The organism is Acidimicrobiales bacterium (assembly GCA_016794585.1).
Taxonomy (GTDB): Bacteria; Actinomycetota; Acidimicrobiia; order Acidimicrobiales; family DATDAH01; genus JAEUJM01.
On sequence record JAEUJM010000024.1, the window covers coordinates 14,071 to 36,645 of the forward strand.

Annotated in this window: 11 protein-coding genes; 2 read left to right on the forward strand and 9 right to left on the reverse strand. The window is 71.1% G+C overall.

The features are described 5' to 3' along the window. Nucleotides 1–194: 194 nt before the first annotated feature. The 3 genes from JNK12_12285 to JNK12_12295 form a co-directional block, all read right to left on the reverse strand. A complete protein-coding gene (locus JNK12_12285; protein ID MBL8776711.1) occupies nucleotides 195–1,421 on the reverse strand; it encodes an IS256 family transposase in 1,227 nt (408 codons plus the stop codon). Nucleotides 1,422–1,798: 377 nt separating this feature from the next. After that, on the reverse strand, nucleotides 1,799–2,485 hold the full coding sequence (locus JNK12_12290; GenBank protein MBL8776712.1) for an HD domain-containing protein: 687 nt from the start codon (nucleotides 2,483–2,485) through the stop codon (nucleotides 1,799–1,801). A 95-nt stretch (nucleotides 2,486–2,580) separates the two neighbouring features. Then, complete coding sequence (locus tag JNK12_12295; protein ID MBL8776713.1) at nucleotides 2,581–3,657, reverse strand: sensor domain-containing diguanylate cyclase; 1,077 nt, start codon at nucleotides 3,655–3,657, stop codon at nucleotides 2,581–2,583. Nucleotides 3,658–3,800: 143 nt separating this feature from the next. Between JNK12_12295 and JNK12_12300 the strand changes: the two genes are divergently transcribed. After that, nucleotides 3,801–13,658 (forward strand): DUF11 domain-containing protein, encoded by a 9,858-nt coding sequence (locus JNK12_12300; protein ID MBL8776714.1) that lies wholly within the window; start codon nucleotides 3,801–3,803, stop codon nucleotides 13,656–13,658. A 165-nt stretch (nucleotides 13,659–13,823) separates the two neighbouring features. Here JNK12_12300 and JNK12_12305 read toward each other — a convergent pair whose 3' ends face one another. The 3 genes from JNK12_12305 to JNK12_12315 all read right to left on the reverse strand — a co-directional run bounded on the left by JNK12_12305 (nucleotide 13,824) and on the right by JNK12_12315 (nucleotide 18,489). Next, nucleotides 13,824–16,163, reverse strand: a complete 2,340-nt coding sequence (locus JNK12_12305) for a response regulator (GenBank protein ID MBL8776715.1) — start codon at nucleotides 16,161–16,163, stop codon at nucleotides 13,824–13,826. Further along, complete coding sequence (locus JNK12_12310; protein MBL8776716.1) at nucleotides 16,138–17,352, reverse strand: EAL domain-containing response regulator; 1,215 nt, start codon at nucleotides 17,350–17,352, stop codon at nucleotides 16,138–16,140. Before JNK12_12310 ends, JNK12_12305 begins: the two co-directional genes overlap by 26 nt. Nucleotides 17,353–17,469: 117 nt before the next feature. Beyond that, nucleotides 17,470–18,489 (reverse strand): endonuclease/exonuclease/phosphatase family protein, encoded by a 1,020-nt coding sequence (locus JNK12_12315; protein MBL8776717.1) that lies wholly within the window; start codon nucleotides 18,487–18,489, stop codon nucleotides 17,470–17,472. 127 nt (nucleotides 18,490–18,616) lie between these two features. Here JNK12_12315 and JNK12_12320 point away from each other — a divergent pair, with 127 nt between their 5' ends. Further along, a complete protein-coding gene (locus JNK12_12320; GenBank protein MBL8776718.1) occupies nucleotides 18,617–19,303 on the forward strand; it encodes a response regulator transcription factor in 687 nt (228 codons plus the stop codon). 37 nt (nucleotides 19,304–19,340) lie between these two features. Here the strand turns inward: JNK12_12320 and JNK12_12325 are convergent, their stop codons facing one another. Genes JNK12_12325 through JNK12_12335 form a run of 3 tightly spaced genes read right to left on the reverse strand, consistent with a single transcriptional unit; the run spans nucleotide 19,341 to nucleotide 22,574 of the window. After that, nucleotides 19,341–19,994, reverse strand: a complete 654-nt coding sequence (locus JNK12_12325; GenBank protein ID MBL8776719.1) for a hypothetical protein — start codon at nucleotides 19,992–19,994, stop codon at nucleotides 19,341–19,343. After that, nucleotides 19,991–20,542, reverse strand: coding sequence for a heme NO-binding domain-containing protein (locus JNK12_12330; GenBank protein ID MBL8776720.1), 552 nt, complete (start codon nucleotides 20,540–20,542; stop codon nucleotides 19,991–19,993). The genes JNK12_12325 and JNK12_12330 overlap by 4 nt, the downstream gene beginning before the upstream one ends. A gap of 37 nt (nucleotides 20,543–20,579) precedes the next feature. Further along, nucleotides 20,580–22,574 (reverse strand): response regulator, encoded by a 1,995-nt coding sequence (locus tag JNK12_12335; protein ID MBL8776721.1) that lies wholly within the window; start codon nucleotides 22,572–22,574, stop codon nucleotides 20,580–20,582. Nucleotide 22,575: the final 1 nt, after the last annotated feature.

Here is a 22,575-nt window from a genome sequence, read left to right on the forward strand (position 1 = left end):
ACCCCAGAATCCCGGGCTGACCAGGGATTACGTGATCGGGGCCTCTATCTCGGGTTGCCCCCGGTTTACCACCCGCGACCCCGGTTCCCGCGCCATTCGCGGACATTTCGCGGACAGTCCGTGGGCACCGTGGCTGGCGCCGCTTGACAGAGTCCCGTGAGGTGGTGGGGTTTCGAGGGTGATCCTCGGTGTGTTCAGCCAGTGATGGCCGGCTGGTCTGGGTCAGTGTCGCGCGGGTGGTCGAGCAGGGCCATCGAGGTCTCGGAGAGGTAGCGGCGGGCGATGGCCCATTCGTCGTGTTGGTCGGCGAGGACCGCGCCGATGAGGCGGATGGCGGACCGGTCGTTGGGGAAGATCCCGACGACGTTGGAGCGGCGCTTCACTTCCTTGTTGAGCCGCTCGAGCGGGTTGTTCGACCAGATCTTGCGCCAGTGGGCCCCAGGGAACGCGGTGAAGGCCAACACGTCGGTGCGCGCGGCGCGCATGGACTCGGCGGCCTTGGGGAACCGTTCGGTGAGGGTGTCGGTGACCTCATCGAAGCGGGCTTCGACCTCGTCGGGGGTGCCGAGCGCGAAGATCGACCGGAACGCGGCGGCGACGAACTCCATATGGGACTTCGGGACCGTGGCCAGCAGGTTCCGGGCGTAGTGGACCCGGCAACGCTGCCAGGACGACCCCGCGAAGCACTTGCGGATCGACGCCTTGAGCCCGGCGTGCGCGTCAGAGATCACTAGGCGCACCCCGCCGAGCCCCCGGTCGCGCAACGTGCGGAGGAACCGGGTCCAGAACGTCTCGTCTTCGCTGTCGCCGATGTCGACCCCGAGGACCTCTCGGTCACCGCGGGCGGTGATCCCAGTCGCGATCACCACCGCACGCGACACGACCTGGCCCAGAGCGTCGTCGCGGACGTTGATGTAGGTGGCGTCCAAGTACACGTAGGGGAACGCGACATGGCCGAGGGTGCGACCCCGGAACGCCTCGACACGGGCGTCGAGCCCTTCGCAGATCCGAGAGACCTGCGACTTCGAGATCCCCGTGTCGATGCCCATCGCCGCGACCAGGTCGTCGACCGCCCGGGTCGAGACCCCGTTCACGTACGCCTCCATCACCACCGCGTACAACGCCTGGTCGATCCGGCGGCGCGGTTCCAACAGCTCGGGGAAGAACGACCCTTTCCGCAGCTTCGGGATCGCCAACTGCAGGTCCCCGGCCTTGGTCGACAGGACCTTCGGGCGCGACCCGTTGCGATGGGTGGTGCGTTCCGCGGAACGCTCCCACGGGTCCGCGCCGATCTTCTCGGTGGCCTCCGCGTCGATCAGCTGCTGGAGCGCCCACTGAGCGAGCTCGCGGACCAGGTCAGTGCCCTCCCCGACGCGGAGCGCGTCGAGCAGAGCCGAAACGGCAGACTCGTCAAGAGCCATCGGTGTGATCTCCTTGGTGTGCACTTTGGTCGGTACACACCGAGCATCACGCCGGTGGCTCACCTCACGGTGGACCCAAACCCCACCACGCCAGGGGACTCATACCGCCGCGCCGCCGCCGCCTTTGCCGAGGCCGCGAGGTGCTGGTCAGCGGGTGACGGAGAGGGCGAGGACTCCGGGGAGGTAGGTGTCGCCGGTGGAGGCGAGGTCGATGGCCGCGTTGCGGGCGCCGGGGGCGAGGAGGGGGCCGACGGTGATCGTGTCGATGTCGGCGCCGAGGGTGTTGGGGTGGTCGGGGGTGCGGCCGCCCGGCCTGAACCAGGCGTGCTCAGCGCCCCTTGGTGAACGTTCTCATGCCCGGTTGAGTGGAGCTGCTGCTAGGAGGCACGCCCGGGCTGAGCCTCAGCACCAAGGTCGCGACCGTCCCACTCCCGCAGGAACTCCTCTAGGAAGCTCTCGAGGTAGGCGTGTCGACGCTCAGCGATGCCCCGCCCAGTCGCCGTGTTCATCCGATCGCGGAGGAGAAGGAGCTTCTCGTAGAAGTGGTCCACGGTCGTGCCCGACCGCTTGAGGTACTCAGCCGTTGTCGCGTGCAAGGTCGGTGTCGAGCCGGGCTCGTGCATGGGCTGCCCTGCGGAACCGCCGTATGTGAAGGCACGGGCGACGCCCACGGCACCGATGGCGTCGAGGCGGTCAGCGTCTTGAACGACCATGCCCTCGAGTGTCCCGATCGAGGAATCGACACCGGCGCCCTTGAACGTCACCCCACCGACGATCGTCGCGATCACTCCGGCGAACTCCTCGCTCTCGCCGAGCGAGACGACCCAGTCGAACGCTACCTGCGGCCCTTTCTCCAAGTCGCCGCCGTTGAGCTTGTAGTCAGAGATGTCGTGGAGGAGGGCCGCGAGCTCGACGACGTAGAGGTCGGCGCCTTCGTGCATGCCGATGACGAGGGCGAGCCGCCGCACGCGCTCGATGTGCCACCAGTCGTGCCCCGACGTGTCGGCGTACAACTCCTCCCTGACGAAGGCCGCGGTCTTCCAGATCTTCTCGCCAGGGTTCACGCTCTCGCCTCCATCGTCTCAACGATAGAATGGACGGGCTGGACGAGTGCCATGAACTCGACGTTCAGGGCCGAAACTGGCCGGCAAGCCCTGTTTCAACCAGCCAAAAGCGAGTCCTGAACCGCCTCGGGATTCGTCGAGGCAGTGGGGTGCCGCAGGGCGACGGACGCGACCACGCCGCCCGGGCGGGCGTGACCGGATGCCGCGTGGCTCAGCCGGGGGTGGTCTGGTGCTTCCGGGCGTACATCAGCGCATCGGCCCAGGCGCAGCATCTCCTCGATCGAGTCGGTGCCCAGCTTCTGGAAGTGGGCGAACCCGATCGAGGCCGAGAGGTCATAGGGCTGGCCCGGTGCAGCGTTCCACTCGTCGAGTGCGGCACCGATCCGCACCAAGACTTCGGGGAGGCTGTTGTCGCCCGGCATCAGCGCGGCGAACTCATCGCCGCCGAGGCGGGCCACGATGTCCGACGACCGGCAGGCGCCGGCGATCAGCCGGCCGAACTCCTGGAGTGCCCGGTCGCCCTCGGGGTGGCCGAACCGGTCGTTGATCGCCTTGAAGCCGTTCAGGTCGAAGTAGAGCAGGCTGGCGTCGGTGAACTGTCGGCGGCAGAGCTTGAGTGCCTTGCCGGCCAACAGGTCGAAGCCGCGGCGGTTGTACAACCCGGTGAGCGCGTCGGCGGTGGCGAGGTACAGCCCCTCGATCTCGCGCTCGACCAGCTCGGCGAGGTCGCGGAGCGACGCGGCGTCTTCGGGGGCCAGCGCCCGCGAGGTCCGGTCGATGATGCACAGGATGCCGAGCTTGGCCCCGGCAGGCCCGCTGATCGGACAGCCGGCGTAGAAGCGGATCTGGGGGTCGGCGAGGACCAGCGGGTTGTCGAAGAACCGGGGGTCGACCGAGGCGTCGGGGACGCTCAGGATGGAGTCGTCGAGGATGGCGTGCCCGCAGAACGACACGTCGCGGGGTGTTTCGGTCACGGCCAGGCCCTGGCGGGACTTGAACCACTGGCGGTCGGCGTCGACCAGGCTCACCAGCGCGATGGGCACCCCGAAGAGGCGTTGGGCCACGCGGGTGACCCGGTCGAAGCGCTCCTCCGGGTCGGTGTCGAGCAGCGAAAGCGAGCGCAGCTCCGCGAGGCGCGCGGGCTCGTCAGGGGGGATCGCCGGTCGCTCCACGAGGTCTTCGTCGGTCGGTGACCCACGCAGTTGATCCTTTCGGGCCCCACGCCCGCGCACTGGGTTCGCGGGTGCAACCCCTTGGTTCCTGGCCCCCCCGACCGATGGATCAGGCGACATCCACTGGGACGAGGCGAAACACGATGAAGTCGAACGATGCACCGCGCCTCAGGCGTGCGGCAGGCGCGGTGCTGGTGGTGGTCCTGGTGGCCATCGGGCTGGCGATGGTCGGTGCCCCGCAGGCCTCGGCCGCCCCCCCGGCGCCCGAGGCCACGCTGAGCGTGCCCGCCAGCTCGTTCATCGGGACCGACGTCAGCTTCTCGGTGTCGTTCGACAACGCCGACGTCGACGCCGCCGGCTATGGCCCCTACGTGGACCTGTGGCTGCCCGTCACCGGCGTCGATGGTGCGGGGAACGCGGTGGACGACGGCCTGACCTTCGCCACGGCCTCCTACCTGGGCTCGGACGTCACCTCGATCCCCCTCACCATCACCAATTGCGGGGGGAGCCAGACCCACCCCTTCACGGGACTGCCCATCGTCTGCCCCGCCGGGTTCCGGGTGGGCGACCAGCTCGTGGTCCTCGAGCTGCCCTTCGGCAGCTTCAGCCCCGGCCAGCCCGCGGCAACCATCTCCGTCACCGCTTCGATGTCCAACCTGGCCGACCTCGGCACCCCCCTCCCGATCGCAGCGAGGGCGGGGTTCCGCTACGGCGACACGCCGACCGGCAGCACGCCCATCGTGCAGGGCGCCCCGGACACCGCCACCGTCGAGCCCACCCTGGTCTCGATGACCAAGACCTACCTGGGCCCCGAGGACGAGACCGCCACCGGCCCGAACTTCCCGCGCCAGTACCGGCTCGACCTGGGCGTCGCCCCCGGCCAGGTCCTCACCGACCTGGACCTCACCGACCTGCTCCCCGACAACCTCGTCTACCTCGGCGCCGGCGCCATCACGCCCGCCGGCTCGATCACCGTCGAGCCGCCCAGCACCACGACGCCTCAGAACGCGCCCGACAACGAGCTCACCGTCAACTTCCCGACCGTCACCGGCACCGGTGGCGCGGGCGACGCCTCGGTGACCGTCGACTTCTACGTTCCCGACCTGGACGCCAACGGCGACCCGGTGATCGACCCGGGCAGCGGTGATGACGCCACCAGCGTGAACCAGTCCTCGGCCCTCGGCGACTGGGCCCCCATCGACACCCGTGATGCCGGCGGCGTCGACAACGTGAGCGCCTCCGCCCAGCACCGACTGACCCCGAAGTCGATCGCTGCCCAGAAATCGGTCGCCGTCGTCGATGATGTCGGCACGCCCGGCGCCTCGCCGGGCGACACCCTCGAGTGGTCGATCGCCGTGCAGGTCTCGGACTACTTCACCTTCGCGGGCGTCACCCTGGACGATGTCTTCACCGACGGCCAGACGCTCGACCCGGGCTTCGACCCGACCTTGCAGTTCGCCGACGGCAACGAGTCGGTGGACGGCACCATTCCCGCCGGGGACCTGACCGTGAGCCGTGCCGACGCGCCGTGTGGCGACGGCTCGACCGCGCTCGGCGTCGACCTGTCGGATGCGGTCGCGACCATGGGCGGCGGCGACGGGGTGCTCACCGGCGGCCTCGCCACCGGCGGCGACACCGGGGCGACCACCGCCACCATCGTGTTCCGCACGGTCGTCGACTCGAACTACCACTGCCTCGACAGCGCCAACACCCTCGACTCGGGCGACCGGCTGTCCAACGACGTCACTGTCGCCGGCGAGGTCTACGACAACGCCACCCAGCTGCCCCAGGCCGTCCCCGCCTTCGAGGACGACGGCAGCGGCGCCGGGGTCACCATCGTGGCGCCCGCCCTGAACAAGTCGATCTACGCGGTCAACGGCGACGTGCCGGCCGACCCCGACGACCCGACGGGCCTGCCCAACCGCACCCAGTTCGCCCCGGGCGACGAGATCACCTACCGCCTGACCGCCACGGTGCCGCTCACCAATGTCGAGCAGTTGCGCCTGGAGGACTATCTGCCCCTGCCCGTCCTCGCGGCCGCCGGCTTCTCGGGCACCGTCGACACCACGCCCAACCCGACCGGGGCGCTGCCCCCCGTGGGCTCGGCCCGCCTGGGGTCGCTCGACACCTTCACCGCCACCACGGGGCGCACCCCCACCGCGTCGGTGGACACCACGTCGAACTCGCTGACCTTCGCGTATGCGGACGTGCAGAACCAGGACGGGCGCAGCTCGGCGGTCATCGACATCCTGCTGCGCCTGAAGCTGTCCGACGACCCCTTCGTCGACGGCCTGTACCTGACCAACCAGGCCCGCCTCTGGTACGCGAACTCGTTCGCCGACGTTGCGAACGCGGACGACATCATCCAGATCGAACTCACCCAGCCGGCCCTTTCCGTGACCAAGGGCGTGGTGGCGTCGAACAACCCCGCGGCCACGTTCTCACCGACGACGGTGGGCCCCGTGGCCTTCACCGCCCCGACGGGGAGCGTCACCCCACCGCGCTGGGCCGGAACGATCGACTCGGCCGGTCTGGCCGCCCACCCGGTGAACAGCAACATCACCGGCGGGGTGGACGCGGGTGACCTCGTCACCCACGCCATCGTGGTGGAGAACACGGGGAGCGGCCTGCACGGTGCCTTCGACGTGCGCATCTCCGACGTGCTCCCTGCCGGGTACGAGGTGCCGGGCACCGTCGCCGCCTTGAACCTGCAGGTCACCGACGGCGCCGGCAACCCCCTGGCGTGGACCGACCTCGGCGGCGGGCTCTTCGGCACCGGCATCGAGTTGGTCGACGACACCGCGTCCGACCCCGACCAGGGGTCCCTGGCCGCCTACCAGGCGTCGGGCGGCGCCAACATCGCCGTCGTCACGTACAACCTGAAGCTGGACCACACCACCGACCCCGACCCGGTGTCGGCCAACCAGACCCTCACCAACACCGCGGCAGTCGACCAGTACGCCGGAGCGGAGGGCGCCGAGGACCACACCGGCCCCACCTCGCTGACCGACGCCGCCACCGTGCGCACGGCACGACCGGCCATCACCAAGACCATCACCGGCACCGACCAGGCCCACACCACCGGCAACGACGTGGCCATCGGCGAGCAGGTGAGCTACCAGGTGCGCATCGCGGTGCCCGAGGGCACCCACCCCGGCTTCACCGTCACCGACACGCTGGCCCGTGACCTGGCCTTCGTCAGTTTCGACTCGGCCTCGGCCTCGGGCGCGCTGACCACCACGGCCAACGGGGGCGACTGGTCCGCAGCCGGGACCACGCCCGCGGTCACGCCGGTCAACGCCGGCGGTGCCAGCGACGGCCGGGTGGCGACCTGGGACTTCGGGACGGTGACCAACACCGACACCGACAACGCCACCACCGAGGAGATCACCCTCACCTACACCGCAGTGGTGGCCAACACCGCGCGCAACCAGAACAACGGAACCCGAGCCAACTCCGTCGTCACGTCGTTCGGCGGCTCGGCCGCCGCGCCCGCAGCGCGCATCCGCGAGCCCAACGTCCAGGTCGACAAGACCGTCGCCCCCTCGGTGGCCGACGCCGGTGACACCGTGACGTTCACGATGGTGGTCGACAACACCACCGGCACCTCGGACGCCTTCGAGGTGAACCTGGCCGACACCATCCCGGCCGGCTTCACCTATGTGCCGGGCACATTCACCCACACCGCGGGCATCGCTCCCACCAGCGGGCCCGACGACAGCGCCGCCCCCGACCTCACCACCGCGTGGAGCCGCCTGAACGTGGGCCAGACCTCCACCCTGGAGTTCGACGCCACGGTCGATCCGGGCATCAACCTCGCCGTGCTGGCCGCGGGCCTCACCAACACCGCAACGGTCGACTACTCCAGCCTGCCCGGCGCCCAGGGCCCCACCAGCGCGCTCGAGAGCACCTTCGGCGTCGAGCGCACCGGTGACACCGCCGACATCGGCGGTGCGGCCAACGACTACCGCGACAGCGACGGCGCCACCGTCATGGCACCCGACGCCACCATCGCCAAGTCGATCGCCGCCACCAGCGAGGCGTCGACCACCGCAACGTCCGTGACCGTCGGCGAAGTGGTCTCCTACGACGTCTTGGTCAACCTGCCCGAAGGCGACCTCAGCTCGTTCTCGGTGGTCGACGCCGTGCCTGCGGGCATGGGCTACGTGGGCGGCTCCGCCCAGGTGTCCACCAGCCACCCCCTGCTGGGTGCGGACTTCGGCGGCACGTTGGGCGCCGTCACCGTCACGCCCGTTGCCGACGGGGCCGACGGCCAGGACGTCACCATCGACGTCGGCGCCACCAGCGTCACCGCGGGCAACCCCGACGACAATGCCATCGTCGTCAGCCTCGACCTGGTCGTGCTCGACGTCGCCGGCAACCGGGGCGACGACCCCGCCACCGGAGCGAACGAGGCCACCTCCCTCGTGAACCGCGCCACAGTGAACGTGGCCGGCCGCTCGATCGTCAGCGCCCCGGCCACCGTCACGGTGGTCGAGCCCCGGATGGTCATCACCAAGGTGTTCACGCCCGGCCAGGCCGCGGCCGACGACACCGTCGACGTGACCCTCGAGGTCACCAACCAGGGCACCTCGACCTCGTTCGACACGGTCGTGACCGACCTGCTCGAGGGCGACGCCTTCCCCGCCGCCGGGATCGCCGAGGGCACCACCCCCGCCGGCTTCGCCTACACGGCCACGGCCGAGGGCGACAACGACACGCGGGTCACCTACACCGGCGGCGACATCGCCGTCGGCCAGACGGTGACCTTCACCTTCTCGGTCACCCTGGCCGACCCGGTGCCCGTCCCCGGCAGCATCGTCAACACCGCCGTGGTGTCGCAGGCCACCACCCTGCCCACCGGTCACCCCGGCGGCGACGGGGCCGAGCGTGACGAGCCCGACGTCACGGGCCAGGACCAGTTGACCTTCACCGCACCCGACCTCCGGGTGGTCAAGGACGACGGCGTCCAGGTGCGCTCGCCCGGCGACGCCTACGACTACACGATCACCGTCCACAACGACGGCGGTCGTGACGCCACCGGCATCGACCTGACCGACAACCTCCCGCCCGGGCTCGCCTTCGCCTCGGCCTCCGACGGCGGCACCGAGGCCGCCGGCGTGGTGTCGTGGCCGGCGTTCGACCTCGCCGCGGGCGCCCAGCGGTCCTTCACGGTCTCGGTCGTGGTCGACAACCCGCTGGCCGACAGCATCACCGACTTCCTCAACACGGCCGAGGCCGCCGACGACGGCACCCACGGGCCCGACCCGGTGCCCGACAACAACCGCGACAGCGACCTCGACACCACCGACGCCGCGGTCGACGTGGCCGTCACCAAGGACGACGGCACCCAGATCCGCACGCCGGGGGAGCAGTACACCTACACCCTCGACGTCACCAACCAGGGCAACCAGGACGAGTCGGGCATCACCTTGACCGACACCCTGCCGCCCGGACTGCGCTTCGACTCGGCCTCTGATGGTGGTACCGAGGCCGCCGGCGTGGTCACCTGGCCGGCGTTCTCGCTGGTGGGTGGCGCCTCCACCTCCCGGACCGTCACGGTCACGGTGGACGACCCGCTGGCCGCGGGCATCGACGAGGTGGTCAACCGCGCCACGGTGAGCTCACCCGACGACGCCAACCCGGCCAACAACGAGGACACAGACACCGACACGGCCGCCGCCACCCCCGACCTGACCATCACCAAGGACGACGGCCAGACCGTGGCCTCGCCGGGCGAGGCCCTCACCTACGAGGTCGTGGTCGACAACGTCGGCGGCCAGAACGCCACTGGCGTGGTGGTCACCGACACGCTCCCCGCGGGCGTCAGCTTCGACTCGGCCTCCGACGGCGGCACGGAGAGCGCCGGCGTGGTCACGTGGCCGGCGTTCGACCTGGCCGTCGGCGCCGATCCCGTGACCTTCACGGTGACCGTCATCGTGGACGACCCGATCACCGCGGTCTCCCTGCTCAACACCGCCACCGTGGCCGACGACGGCACCAACGGGCTCGACCCCACCCCCGACGACAACACCGCCTTGGACGTCGACGGCTCCGTGCCCGACCTGCGGGTGGTGAAGGACGACGGCACCCAGACCCGCACCCCTGGTGAGTCGTACGACTACACCGTCACCGTCCACAACGACGGGGGCGTCGACGCTACCGGCGTGACCCTCACCGACACGCTGCCGGCAGAGCTCACCTTCGAAGGCGCTACCGACGGCGGAGCCCACGACGGCGCCCCGGTCGGTGGCGAGGTGGTCTGGGACCTCGGCACCATTGCTCCGGGTGACGCACGGACCGTCAGCGTCAGCGTCCAGGTCGTGGAACCGCTGCCCAACGGCACCACTCAGGTGGTCAATCGGGCCTCTGCCGTCGATGACGGCGCCAACGGTCCCGACCCGACCCCCGCCAACAACAGCGACACCGACACCGACACCGTCGACGGCACCGTCGACGTCGGCGTGGTCAAGGACGACGGGACACAGACCCGCACCCCCGGCGAGGAGTACACCTACTCCCTGGCCGTCACCAACGACGGTGACGAGAACGCCATCGACGTCGCGTTGGCCGACACCCTGCCTGCGGGCCTGTCGTTCGTCCGTGCCTCCGATGGCGGCACCGAGGACGCCGGCGTGGTCTCGTGGCCCCTGTTCGACCTCGACGGCAACGGCGGGACCACCACACGGACCGTGACCGTGACCGTGGACGACCCGCTGGCCGCGGGGATCGACCTCGTCGAGAACACCACGGAGGTGACGGCCCCCGCCGACGCCAACCCCGACAACGACACCGATACCGACACCGACGAGATCGACGCGGCCCCGGACCTGTCCGTGATCAAGGACGACGGCGAGACCGTCGCCTCACCCGGCGAGCAGCTCACCTACACGCTCACGGTGACCAACCGCGGTGACCAGGGAGCCAGCGGGGTGGCCCTCACCGACGTGCTGCCCGCAGGAGTGACCTTCGACTCGGCCTCCGACGGCGGCACCGAGAATGCCGGGCTGGTGAGCTGGCCGGCGGTCGACCTGGCCGGCGACGGCGCCACGTTCACCCGGACCGTCACCGTCATCGTGGACGACCCGGCCGCACCGGGCGTGCTCGAGCTGTCCAACCGGGCCGACGTGGCCGATGACGGCACCAACGGGCCCGACCCGACCCCCGACGACAACAGCGCGACCGACGTCGACCGGACCATCGGCGACCTGCGCCTGGTGAAGGACGACGGCGTGCAGACCCGCACCCCCGGCGAGGCCTACACCTACACCCTCACCGTCTTCAACGACGGCGGGGCCGACGTGCAGGGCGCGCAGTTGGTCGACACCCTCCCGGCCGAGGTGGTGTTCGACGCCGCCTCCGACGGCGGCACCCACGACGGCTCGTCGGTGGGTGGCGACGTCACCTGGGACCTCGGCACCATCGCCGGTGGCACCAGCGTCAGCGTCACCGTCGACGTGCACGTCCGCCGCTCGCTCCCCAACGGCACCACCCAGATCCTGAACGACGCGGTGGTCACCCACGACGAGGTGGACGGGCCCGACCCGACCCCGGGCAACAACCGCGACACCGACGAGGACTCGACGCAGTCGGTCATCGACGTGGGCGTGGTGAAGGACGACGGCGTGCAGACCCGCACGCCGGGCGAGCAGTTCAGCTACTCGCTCGTGGTCACGAACCAAGGTGACCAGGACGCGGTCGACGTGACCCTCACCGACACGCTGCCCGCCGCCGGCCTCGCCTTCGTCAGCGCCAGCGGCGGTGGCATCGAGGACGCCGGCGTGCTCACCTGGCCCGCCTTCGACCTGGCCGGCGACGGCGGGACGGTGACCTTCACCGTCACGGTGCGGGTCGACGACCCCCTGGCCATCAGCATCGACAACCTCGACAACCGCGCCGACGTCACCACGGTCGGCGACGTCGACCCCGACAACGACACGGACCACGACGTCGACCTGATCGACGCGGCGCCCGACCTGTCCGTGCGCAAGGACGACGCCCAGACCGTGGTGGTCGAGGGCCAGGTCCTCACGTACACGCTCGTCGTCACCAACGCCGGCAACCAGGACGCGGTCGATGTCGACCTCGCCGACACCCTCCCCGCGGGGCTCACCTTCGTGAGCGCCTCCGATGGCGGAACCGAAGACAGCGGTGTGGTCACCTGGCCGGCGTTCGACCTGCCCGGTGGCGGCGCGACCGCCACCCGCACGGTGGTGGCGACCGTCGACACCCCGCTGGCGGCCGACGTCACCTCCCTGCTCAACACCGCCACGGTCGCCGACGACGGCACGAACGGGCCCGACCCGACCCCCGATGACAACGTGGGCACGGACCGCGACGACGTGGGCCAGGCGGCCATCGCCCTGGCCAAGACGGTGTACCGGGGCCACGACGGCGGCGCGGGCTGCGCCGGCTCTGAGTCGGTGACCGGGGTCAACGGTCGGGCCGTGACCTACTGCTTCGTGGTCACCAACACGGGTGCGGTGACCCTGGCGCCCGTGACGCTCGTCGACGGCGACCTGGGCATCGACCAGCGTGACATGACCCTCCTGTCGGGCGACCTGACCACGTTGGCGCCTGGTGACTCGACCGTGCTGTTCTTCGAGACCACCCTCGACGGTGACCTCACCAACACGGCGTCGGCCACGGGCACGCCCGTCGACGGCGGAGGTGCGCCGCTGCCCGGCGTGCCGGACGTGACCGACGACGACACCGCGGCGGTGGACCAGGTGGCTCCGGCCATGACCATCCTCACCGAGGTGCAGGACCCCTTCACCGGCGACTGGTTCGACGCCGACGGCGACGCCGGGACACTGGGCGGCAACGACCCCACCCCGGCCACCTACTCGTCGGGCGACACCGCCAGCTTCCGCTTCACGGTGACCAACACCGGTGACGCACCGATCACCGACGTGGCCCTCGACGCCCCCGGGTGTGACGCGCCGCCGACGCTGGTCAGTGGTGACGACACCAACCCCGGCGTGCTGGACGTGGGCGAGGTGTGGGTCTACACGTGTGAGGTCGCCGACGTCACCGCCGGGCTCACCGTGGACGCCGGCGTGACCGGCGACTCGGTTGACGGGCCCCCGGCGGGCTCCGGCGACCACGAGGTTGCCCGGATCCAGGTGGCGTCGATCCAGGTGGTCAAGACCGTGCAGGACCCCGACACCGGTGACTTCGTGGAAGCAACCACGATCGAGTCCGGCGCGGACGCGACCTTCCAGATCGTGGTCACCAACACCGGAGAGGTCCCGTTGTCGGGGATCGCGGTGGGCGACGAACTCGGACCGGACTGCGCCCGCACCTTCTCGGACACACTCGACCCCGGCGACTCCTTCGCCGCCTACACCTGCGTGGTGGCGGGCGTCGAGGACGGCTTCGTGAACGTCGCCACCGCCGCCGGCACCCCGGTGGATGGCCAGGGCGACCCGGTGGGGGTCGATGTCACCGACGACGACGCCGCCGTGGTCGACGTGGCCGCCCCGCCGGTGACCGACCTGGCCATCACCAAGGACCTGATCGACGTCGATCAGGCAGCGGGGATCGCCACCTGGCGGATCGCCGTCACCAACGTCGGCGACTCACCGGCGACCGAGCCCATCATCGTCACCGACGACCTGCCCGCCGGGCTCAGGTACCGGAACGCCGCTGGCGACGGGTGGGTCTGCGACTTCACGGACCCGACCGTCACCTGTGTGACCGACACCGACCTGGCAACGGGAGAGGCCACCTCGTTCACGGTCGAGACCTACGTCGACGCCGCACCGGGCGACACCGTCACCAACACGGCCCGGGTCGATGGCATCGATGACACCGACACGGACAACAACACCGACGACGCAGTCGTCGATGTGGGCGACCAGGGCCAGCCGGTGCCTCACGTGCCGGGCTCACTGCCCCGCACCGGTGCCGACATCGCCGGCCTCCTCGCCGCCGCCGGCCTGTTGATCCTCACCGGTGCCGGGCTCCGGCGGGCGTCCAAGCGCCCCGGGACGACCTGACGGGACTCGACCGACTCCGGGCGCCGCGACCAGTGACAGGTCGCGGCGCCACGCCGTCCGAACCATGGAAGGCTTCGCTCGGGATGGGGCCACGTACGGCCCTTGAGCTGGCCGAGCAGAGCGGCATCGGCGAGGCCCTGCCCTCGGCTGTCACCCACTGGGCCCTCAGGTCGGCGGCGCGGGTGGACGAACGGAGCGGCCCTCGATGATCCGCTCCACCGCCACGAGCAGCGCACCGAGGTGGACGGGCTTGGCCAGGTAGTCGTCGGCGCCCGCGTCGATGCAGCGCTCCCGGTCCCCTGGCATGGCCAGGGCGGTGACCGCGATGACCGGGGTTTCGGCGATCTCGGGATCGGCACGGATGGCGCGGATGGCGGTGAGCCCGTTCATGTTCGGCATCTGGATGTCCATGAGCACCACGTCCGGCGGCTCGGCCCGCAGTCGTTCCAGGGCGTCGTGCCCGTCGCGGGCGGTGACCACCCGCCAGCCGTTGGCCTCGAGGTAGCGAGTGAGGATGGTCAGGTTCACCTCGTGATCGTCGGCGACGAGCGCGAGTGGACGATCTGCGTGGTCCGGGTGTTCCGGCCGATCCCGGCGGACCGGGTCCTCGGCGGCGGTTGTCGCCGGTCCCGGCAGCCCCTGTGGGATGCGCACCACGAAGGTGCTGCCGCTCCCCGGCGTGCTTCTGCACTCGACGCTTCCCCCGTGCAGATCGGTGAGTCGTTGCACCAGCGCCAGGCCGAGACCGGTGCCGGCGTGCTGACGCGACAGGCTGCTGTCGACCTGGATGAAGGGCTCGAAGACCCGCTCGAGGTCGTCGGGGCCGATGCCGATGCCGATGCCGGTGTCGGCGACGGAGAACCTGATCGCGGACCCGCCGTGCTCCCCTGCCACGTCGAGCGTCACCGACCCTCCCGCCGGCGTGAACTTGACCGCGTTGTCGAGCAGGTTGACCAGGATCTGGCGGAGGCGGAGCGGATCGGCCCACAACGGCCCCAGGCCGTCCTCGATGTCGGCCCGCAGGGCCACCCCTTTGCGGTGGGCGGTCTCGCGCACCAGGCGGAGCGCGCGGGTGAACAGCGAGTCCAGGTCCACCTCGTCGACCTGCAGCTCGAGGTGCCCCGCCTCGTACTTCGAGAGGTCGAGGATGTCGCTGATCAGCTCGAGCAGGTGGCGACCGCTGTCCTCGATGATGGCGATGGCCTCGGACTGATCAGGCGCGAGGTCGCCGAAGGCCCCGGCGTTGAGGGCCTCGCCCATGCCGATGACCGCATTCAGCGGCGTGCGCAGCTCGTGGCTCATCGCGGCGAGGAACTCGTCCTTCAGCCGGGCGGCCCGCGAGAGCTCGGCGTTGGCCGCGGTGAGGGCCCGGCCGCGCTCCTGCAGCCGGGTCTCGCTGTCGCGGAGGGCCGCTTCGGCGGCGAGGCGCAGGACCTCCGCCTTGTAGTGGCCGAGGAGGCTGCCACAGGTGTCGAGGATCGGCTCGAGCCACTCGACGAGCGCCGGGTCGTAGCCGCCGTCTCGATTGGCGACGCCGATCATCCCGGTGACGACCGCGCCGGTCCGGAACGGCACCCCGAGGAAGGCCCGCAGCGGCAGATGGCCGGGGGGCAGGCCACCGGCGCGTGGGTCCGCCGCCGGCTCGTTGGCCATCACCGGCTCGAGGGTGCGCAGGCACGCCCCGAACAGGGTGTCGAGGTTGTGGAACTCCAGGCCGGCCTCGACGTTCTCCTCGTAGAACCGGCGCGTGGCCTCGTCCCACGAGATGTCGGTGATGGCGTGGGTCTTGAGGTACGGCGCCCCGTCGTCGTCGTGGCGGATCTCGCCGATGAAGCCGTATTCGCTGCCGGTGACCTCCAGCACGGTCACCAGGACCTGGTCGAACGCGGTGACGGGGTCGCCGCTGAGGAGAAACGAGCTCTGCACCTCGCTGAGGGCCCGGAGCAGCTTCGTCGAGTCGGCCAACTCGACCTGCGACCGGCGGGCGTCCACGGCGAGGGCGGCCATGGCCTTGAGGTCACGGTCCTGCTCCATGCGGGCGACCGCGGCCTTGGCCAGGACCTCGAGGGCACGGCGCTTGGGCTGATCGAGGACGCGTGCCTCGGTGTCGAGGACGCACAGCGTGCCGACCCGATGGCCGTGCTGCGTCATCAGGGGCGCCCCTGCGTAGAACTCGATGCCCGGGTCACCGACGACCAGGGGGTTGTCGGCGAACCGGGGGTCGCTGGTGGCGTCGGGCACCACGAAGACGTCGTCGCCGAGGATGGCGTGGCTGCAGAAGGCGATCTCCCGCGGTGTCCCGGTTGCGTCGAGGCCGACCCGGGCCTTCCACCACTGCCGATCGGCGTCGACCAGGCTCAGCGCCGCCATCGAGGTGCCGCACAGCTCGGCGGCGAGCTCGACGATCTCGTCGTAGGCGGCCTCGGCGGCGGTGTCGAGGATGCCGAACGAGGCGAGCTCCGCCAGCCGCTCGTCCTCGTCACGCGGCAGCGGTGCGCCGGTCATGTGGGTGTGGCGCGGGTCGGGCGTAGAAGTAGCCCTGGTGGACGCGGCAGCCGAGGTCGATGAGGGTGTCGCGTTCGCCGGCGGTCTCGACGCCTTCGCCGATGAGGGCGATGCCGAGGGCGGTGCAGAGGTCGATGATGGTGTGGACGATGGTGGCGCGGGTGGGTGAGGCCTCGACGTCGGCCACCAGTTCGCGGTCGAGTTTGGCGTAGTCGGGCTCGATGAGGGCCATGTTGTTGAGGCTGGAGTATCCCGAGCCGAGGTCGTCGACGGCGAAGCGGTAGCCGCGGTCGCGTAGCGCCTGGAGGCGGCGGGAGAGGTCGGGGACGCGCTCGAGGGATTCGTGCTCGGTGATTTCAAAGACGATACGGCACGCGTGGGGTGCCAACGGGTCGTCGTGGTAGAGGGCGTCGTCGGCCAGGTCGGCGCTGGTCACGTTGACGAACACGGTGCCGGTGAGATGGCCGTGCTCGAGCAGGGCGGCGACGCGGGCGCGGACGGCGCGTCCGACGTCGGCGAGGCGGTCGAGGCGCGCGGCGGTGTGGAGGACGGCCATGGGGTTCGGGAACGCGGGGTCGTTCGGGCGCATGAGCACCTCGTGGGCGTGGACGTGGGGGGCGTCGTCGCCGTCGAGCTCGACGATGGGTTGCACGGCGAGGGCCATGGTGGCGAGGCAGCGGTCGAGGGCGGTGTCGTGCTCGACGGTGGAGAGGTCGATCAGCGCGTCTTCGGTGGCGGGTTCGGGCAGGGTGGCGAGGCGGAGTTGGTGGTCGCGCATGGTCCGGTAGCGGTTGACCCGGGCGGCGCCGCTGATGCGGGCGAGCATCTCGGCCCGGTTCATGGGCTTGGTGATGAACTCGTCGGCGCCGGCCTCGAAGCCGCGGAGCCGTGAGGCGGGGTCGTCGAGGGCGGTGAGCAGGAAGACCCGCAGGTCGGCGTTGGCGGGCTCCGCGCGGAGTTGGCGGCAGAGCTCGAAGCCGTCGGTGTCGGCCATCATCACGTCGAGCAGGACGACGTCGGGGCGCCAGGCCTGGGCCATGATGAGCCCGTCGTGGGCGGTGGTTGCCATGCGGACCTCGTTGCCCGAGCCTCGCAGCATGGCGTCGGCGGTGGCCCGCGCGGTGGGTTCGTCATCGACCACGAGGACCCGGGCCAGGACGGGCCGGGGCCCCGGGGACCGGTGGGACAAGCGGTCATGGGAGGCAGGGGTGGGGTCGGGCGACATGGTCGGCCTTTCGCAGAGGTCGCGTGCGAGGGCGAGCGGGGCGGTAGGGGTGGCGGAGACGCAGGAAGAGGACACGGCGGGTTACCGTCCGGTGGAGGCGACGTCGACCAGGACGCCGCGGTGGTCGCTACCGGGCACCGAGAGGGTCTCGGCCCGATGTGCGGTGAGCCCCTCGCTCAGCAGGGCGTGGTCGAGGCGGAGCAGCGGTGGCACGAGACGGTCGGCGGGCCACGTGGCGGACCAGCCGCTCCCGTCGAGGGCGTCGGCGAAGCCGGATGCCTTCAGTCGGCGGAATCGGGCGTGGTCGTCGGTGGCGTTGAAGTCGCCCATCAGCACCACGCGGCGGTCCGTCGCCCGGTTCCGCAACTCGTCCAGCGCGTGCGACCAGACCGAGAGGTGGTGGTCGTCGAGAGGCGGCGGAACGTGGACGTTCACGATCCGGACGGCGCGGCCACCGACCCGCACCGTCGCCGCGCTCATGGGCCAGCCCGCGACATCGATGACACCGGCGCGGGTGAGCGGACGGGCCGAGAGGATGGCCGAGCCGAAGTAGCCCGGGCGAGGGTCGACCACACGGTGGGGATAGCGCCCGGCGAGGGCCGATCGTCCGAGCGCGGCCACGGCGGATGCGTCCACCTCCTGCAACAAGAGGACGTCCGCGTCGAGCGACGCCAGGTGGTCCAGCGCCGCCGGGAGGTGGTCGTTCCCCACGAGCAGGTTGGCCGAGACGATCCGGAGACCCGCGGGGGAACCAGCCGCGGCGGCAGGCCGTGCCCATGGTCGGTCCAGCAACTCGTGTGCATGGAGGTGGCCGGCGATCAGCAGCGCGGCGAGGAGGAGGGCGCCGGGGCGGCGCCGCGCCGCGGCAAGGGTGACGGCGCCGGCGGCCGCCACCATGCCGAGCGGGCTGAGGGCCACCAGCATCTCGAGAAGCGGTTGCGACCACGCCCGTTGGGGCAGCCACAGCAACAGCGCGGCACCGGCGAGCAGGACGGCGAGCAGGACAGTGAGGGCGAGGTCGCCAAACCGTCGGGCCTGCACGCCTCGGGCCTGCACTCGTCGGGTCGTCGACCCCTGCTCGCGTCGCTCGGTGCTCTCCATGGGTGCAGCATCGCGGGCCGGTCTCAGATCCTTTTCACCCCGTCGGCAAGGTTTCGTCAAGGTTCGGCCGCGGCAGATGTCGGGGCGATGGCACCTCCGGGCAACGGTCGTGCGGCAGACTGCACGGGTGCGCGTGCTGATCGTCGAGGACTCCCCGGAGACCCTCGCCATGCTCGAACCGGTCCTCACCGCGGAGGGGATGGACGTGCGCACGGCCACCGACGGTGAGGAGGGCCTGCGCCTGGTCGAGTCGTTCGCCCCCGACTTCGTCGTGCTCGACGTGGTGCTGCCCAAGGTGGACGGCATCGAGGTGTGTCGGCGCCTCCGGGCGGTGTCCGACGCCTATGTGATCATGCTGACGTCGAAGTCCGAGGAGATCGACCGGGTGGTCGGGCTCTCGGTGGGGGCCGATGACTACGTCACCAAGCCCTTCTACCCGCGCGAGCTGGTGGCCCGCATCACCGCCATGTCCCGCCGCCCCCGGCGGGACGAGGCCCCTCGCCAGGGAGATGTGCCCATCAGGCGGGTGGGTGAGATCGAGGTGGACCCGGCCGCCCGCCGGGTCACGGTCGCGGGCGACGAGGTCGGCCTCACCAAGATCGAATTCGACCTCCTCGACGTCATCACCGAGCGGCCCAAGATCGTGCACACCCGCGAGATGCTGCGCGAGCGGGTCTGGGGCGGCGACTGGTTCGGTGACGACCACGTGGTGGACGTCCACATCGGCAACCTGCGCAAGAAGATCGATCGCGGCCGCAAGCCCAGCCGCATCGAGACGGTGCGCGGGGTCGGGTTCCGGCTGACCGACCAGTGAACCGGAGAGGCTGACCCCGGTCGTCCGGCGGCGTCGCTCAGGCGGGCCCGACCGCGATGGCCAGGCCGGCGTCGGCATCGGAGCCGGCCCGCAGTGCCAGCTGGATCGACCCCGTTCCATGCTCGGCCAACGCCGCGCCGAGGAGGGCCTGGGCCCGCTGGTGGTGCTCGGTGACCGATCCGCGAGCCCAGTGCGGCAGGTCGGGGGCCAGGTCGACGACCAGCAGGCGGCCGGCCAGCGCAGCCTGCCGTTGCCAGTCGGCCTCGTGGCGGTCGATCAGGTCGCGCACGGCGAAGCCCGCCCCGCTCGTCTCGGACTCGTCGAGCACCCCGCTCACCTGGTCACGCAGTTCGAGCGCCCCCGATCGGGCCTGCTCGACGAGCGAGCGGGAAGGCCCGTCGAGGGGCTCGTGGGTCAGCAGGTCGAGCGTGGCAAGCACCGCATGCAGGGGCGTGCGCAAGCGGTGGGTGGCGTCGGCCAGTCGGTCGGCCCGCTGCTCCAGCGCGGCCTCCGCGGCGAGGCGGGCGTCGTCGGCTTCCCGGGCGCGCCTCGCCACCTTGTCGTTCAGCTCCTGCTGGTGGACCCAGAGGTCGCGGGTGACCCGCTCGGCGATGGCCTCGGCCTCCTGTCGGGCCCGGCGCTCGCGGTCCAGCCGCCGCTCGAGGCGGGCGATGCGCTCGCCGTCGGTCATGCGCCGTCCGGGTGAGGCGGCGACACCACCAGGACGCATTCGGTGTCGCCCCGGAGCCGACAGGACGACTGGTGGACGGTGAGGTCCTGGCCGAAGTGGTCGCCCGCGCCCAGCACCAGGCCCTCGGCGAAGACGCAGAGGTCGCGGGGGGACCAGTAGGTCATCGTCATCGAGCCGTCGGCGAGGTGGTCGACCCGGAACGTGGGCAGGGTGGCCCCCGGCAGCAATTTGAGCACCTCGGGGTGGATGATGTCGTTCACCGTGGGCAGGAAGGTGTCGATTCCCACGTGGCCCTTGGCGAAGTCGGGGTAACGGCGGTCGAGGCCGGCGAAGGCGTGGCGACCGACCGCCCGCAGCACCTGCTCGGTCGTGAGCCCGAAACGGGCGGCGGCCGCATCCACCAGCGCGGCAAGCTCGGCGTCGGTGTACGTGCCGAGCGCCGTGTAGGCCCCGTCGAGCCCGGCCGCGTCCAGCAGGTCGTCCCAGTCGTCGGCCGACCACTGCTCGGTGACGAACTCCTCGACGATGTTGAACACGACGCCCTTCATCGCGGCACCATGCGGAGCGGGGCGTCAGCTACATACGTCATGAGGTCCTTGGTCCTGGGTCAGGGTGATGGGCGCGGAGCTCCACGGCCGTGCGTCGCGCCATGGCGCGGAGGCTGACCGGATCCACCGGGGGCATCGGCTCGGCCGACTCCTCGATGCGGCGGCACTCCTCGGCGAGGGCGATCGCCGCGAGCATGGCACTGGGCGAGCGTAGACCGTGAGCGGCCCGGCGGAGCTGCTCAGCTTCGCCCGTCGTGTGGGCGGCGACGATGGCCTCGACTCGCCCGTCGAGCTCGGCGATGTAGGTGTCGATCACCCCGTGCAACGCGTGGGCCGGCAGGTCCTCGGCCAGTCGGGCGAGCCGCTCGGCGTCGAGGAGGGTCGACCCCTCACCGGGCGTGACCGGCGCGGGACGGTCCGCCGATTCGGGGCGGTCGACGATGTCGGTGGACCCGGCCGGCCCGGTCCACGGCGCCAGCGCCTCTTCGAGGTCGCGCAGCTCGACCGGCTTGGCCAGGAAGCCGTCCATGCCCGCCCGCCGACAGCGCTCGCGGTCGGTCGACAGCGCCGAGGCGGTGAGGGCGACGATGGGCACGTGGTGCCTCGTCCCCTGTTCGAGGGCCCGGATGCGCCTGGTGGCCTCGAGGCCGTCCATGCCCGGCATCTGCAGGTCCATCAGCACCACGTCGAAGTCCTCGGTGGTGGCGGCGCGGACCCCGCTCTCGCCGTCGGGCAGCACCACCGACTCGTGGCCCAGCAGCCGCAGCTGCGCGGTGACGAGCAGCCGGTTGGTGGCGTTGTCGTCGATCACCAGGACTCGTCCGCCGTCCACCGCGCCCGTCTCGACAACCGTGCCGTTGTCGCCCGACGGTGCCGCGGCGGTGGCCAGGGGGACGCGGCAGGTGAAGGTCGAGCCCTGGCCGACCAGGCTCGACACCTCGATGGCGCCACCGCCCATCAGCTCGACAAATCGGGCGCTGATGGCCAGTCCCAGTCCGGCGCCCTCCCTGGTGTTCGAGGCGTCGGCCTGCTGGAAGGCCTCGAAGAGCCGCTCGCGGGCGTCGGGGTGGATGCCAGGGCCCGAGTCGCGCACGCGGAACACGACCTCGCCGCCGACCGGGTCGGGCGGTGCCTCGCTCGGCCCGATCTCCAGCTCGACGAAGCCGGCGTCGGTGAACTTCACCGCGTTGCCGACCAGGTTCACCAGCACCTGGCGGAGCCGGTACGGGTCGCCGACGCGGGCATCGGTGACCGTGGCGCCCACGTCGAGGGTGAGGCGTACCCCCTTCTCGGCGGCGCGGGCCCGGAACAGCGACAGCACCTCGTTCGCCGTCTCTCGCAGCGAGAACGGCTGCGACACCAGGGTCATGCGGCCCGCCTCGATTATCGACAGGTCGAGCACGTCGTCGATCACCCGGCGGAGCCGGTCGGCCTCGCGGTGGATGCCGTGGGCCCAGGTGAGGGGCTCGGCGTCGAGCGGCTCCTGCTCGAGGAGCTCGGCGAGGCCGAGGATGGCGTGGAGGGGTGAGCGCAGCTCGTGGCTCACCGCGGCGACGAACTCGGATTTGGCCTGGGCGATCCGGAGGGCGTCCTCGCGGCCTGCCGACAAGGCCTGTTCGGTTCGCTTGGCCTGGGTGACGTTCCTGGAGGTGAGCACGATCCCCGCGACGTCGGGATCGTCGAGGAGGTTCACCGCGGTCACCTCGAGCCATTCCTGGTGACCGTCGGCATGGCGGACGCGGAGCTCGGCGGCGACCTCGCGGTGAGGGCTCTCGAGCGACCGCTCGAGTACGGCAAGGCCGCGGGCCACGTCCTCGGGGTGGGCCACGTCGAGCAGGCTGCGGCCTTTCCACCACGCAGGGTCGTAGCCCAGGATGGGTCGCCCCTGACCGGTGGTCAGCTTCACCTGGCCGGCCTCGTCGATCACGGTCACGGTGACCGACAGGTTGTGCAGCAGCGTCGCGAGTCGCTGCTCGGACCGGGCGACCTCCTCGGCGCCACGGCCCTCCGGCGGCCCGGGAGTGAGGCTCATG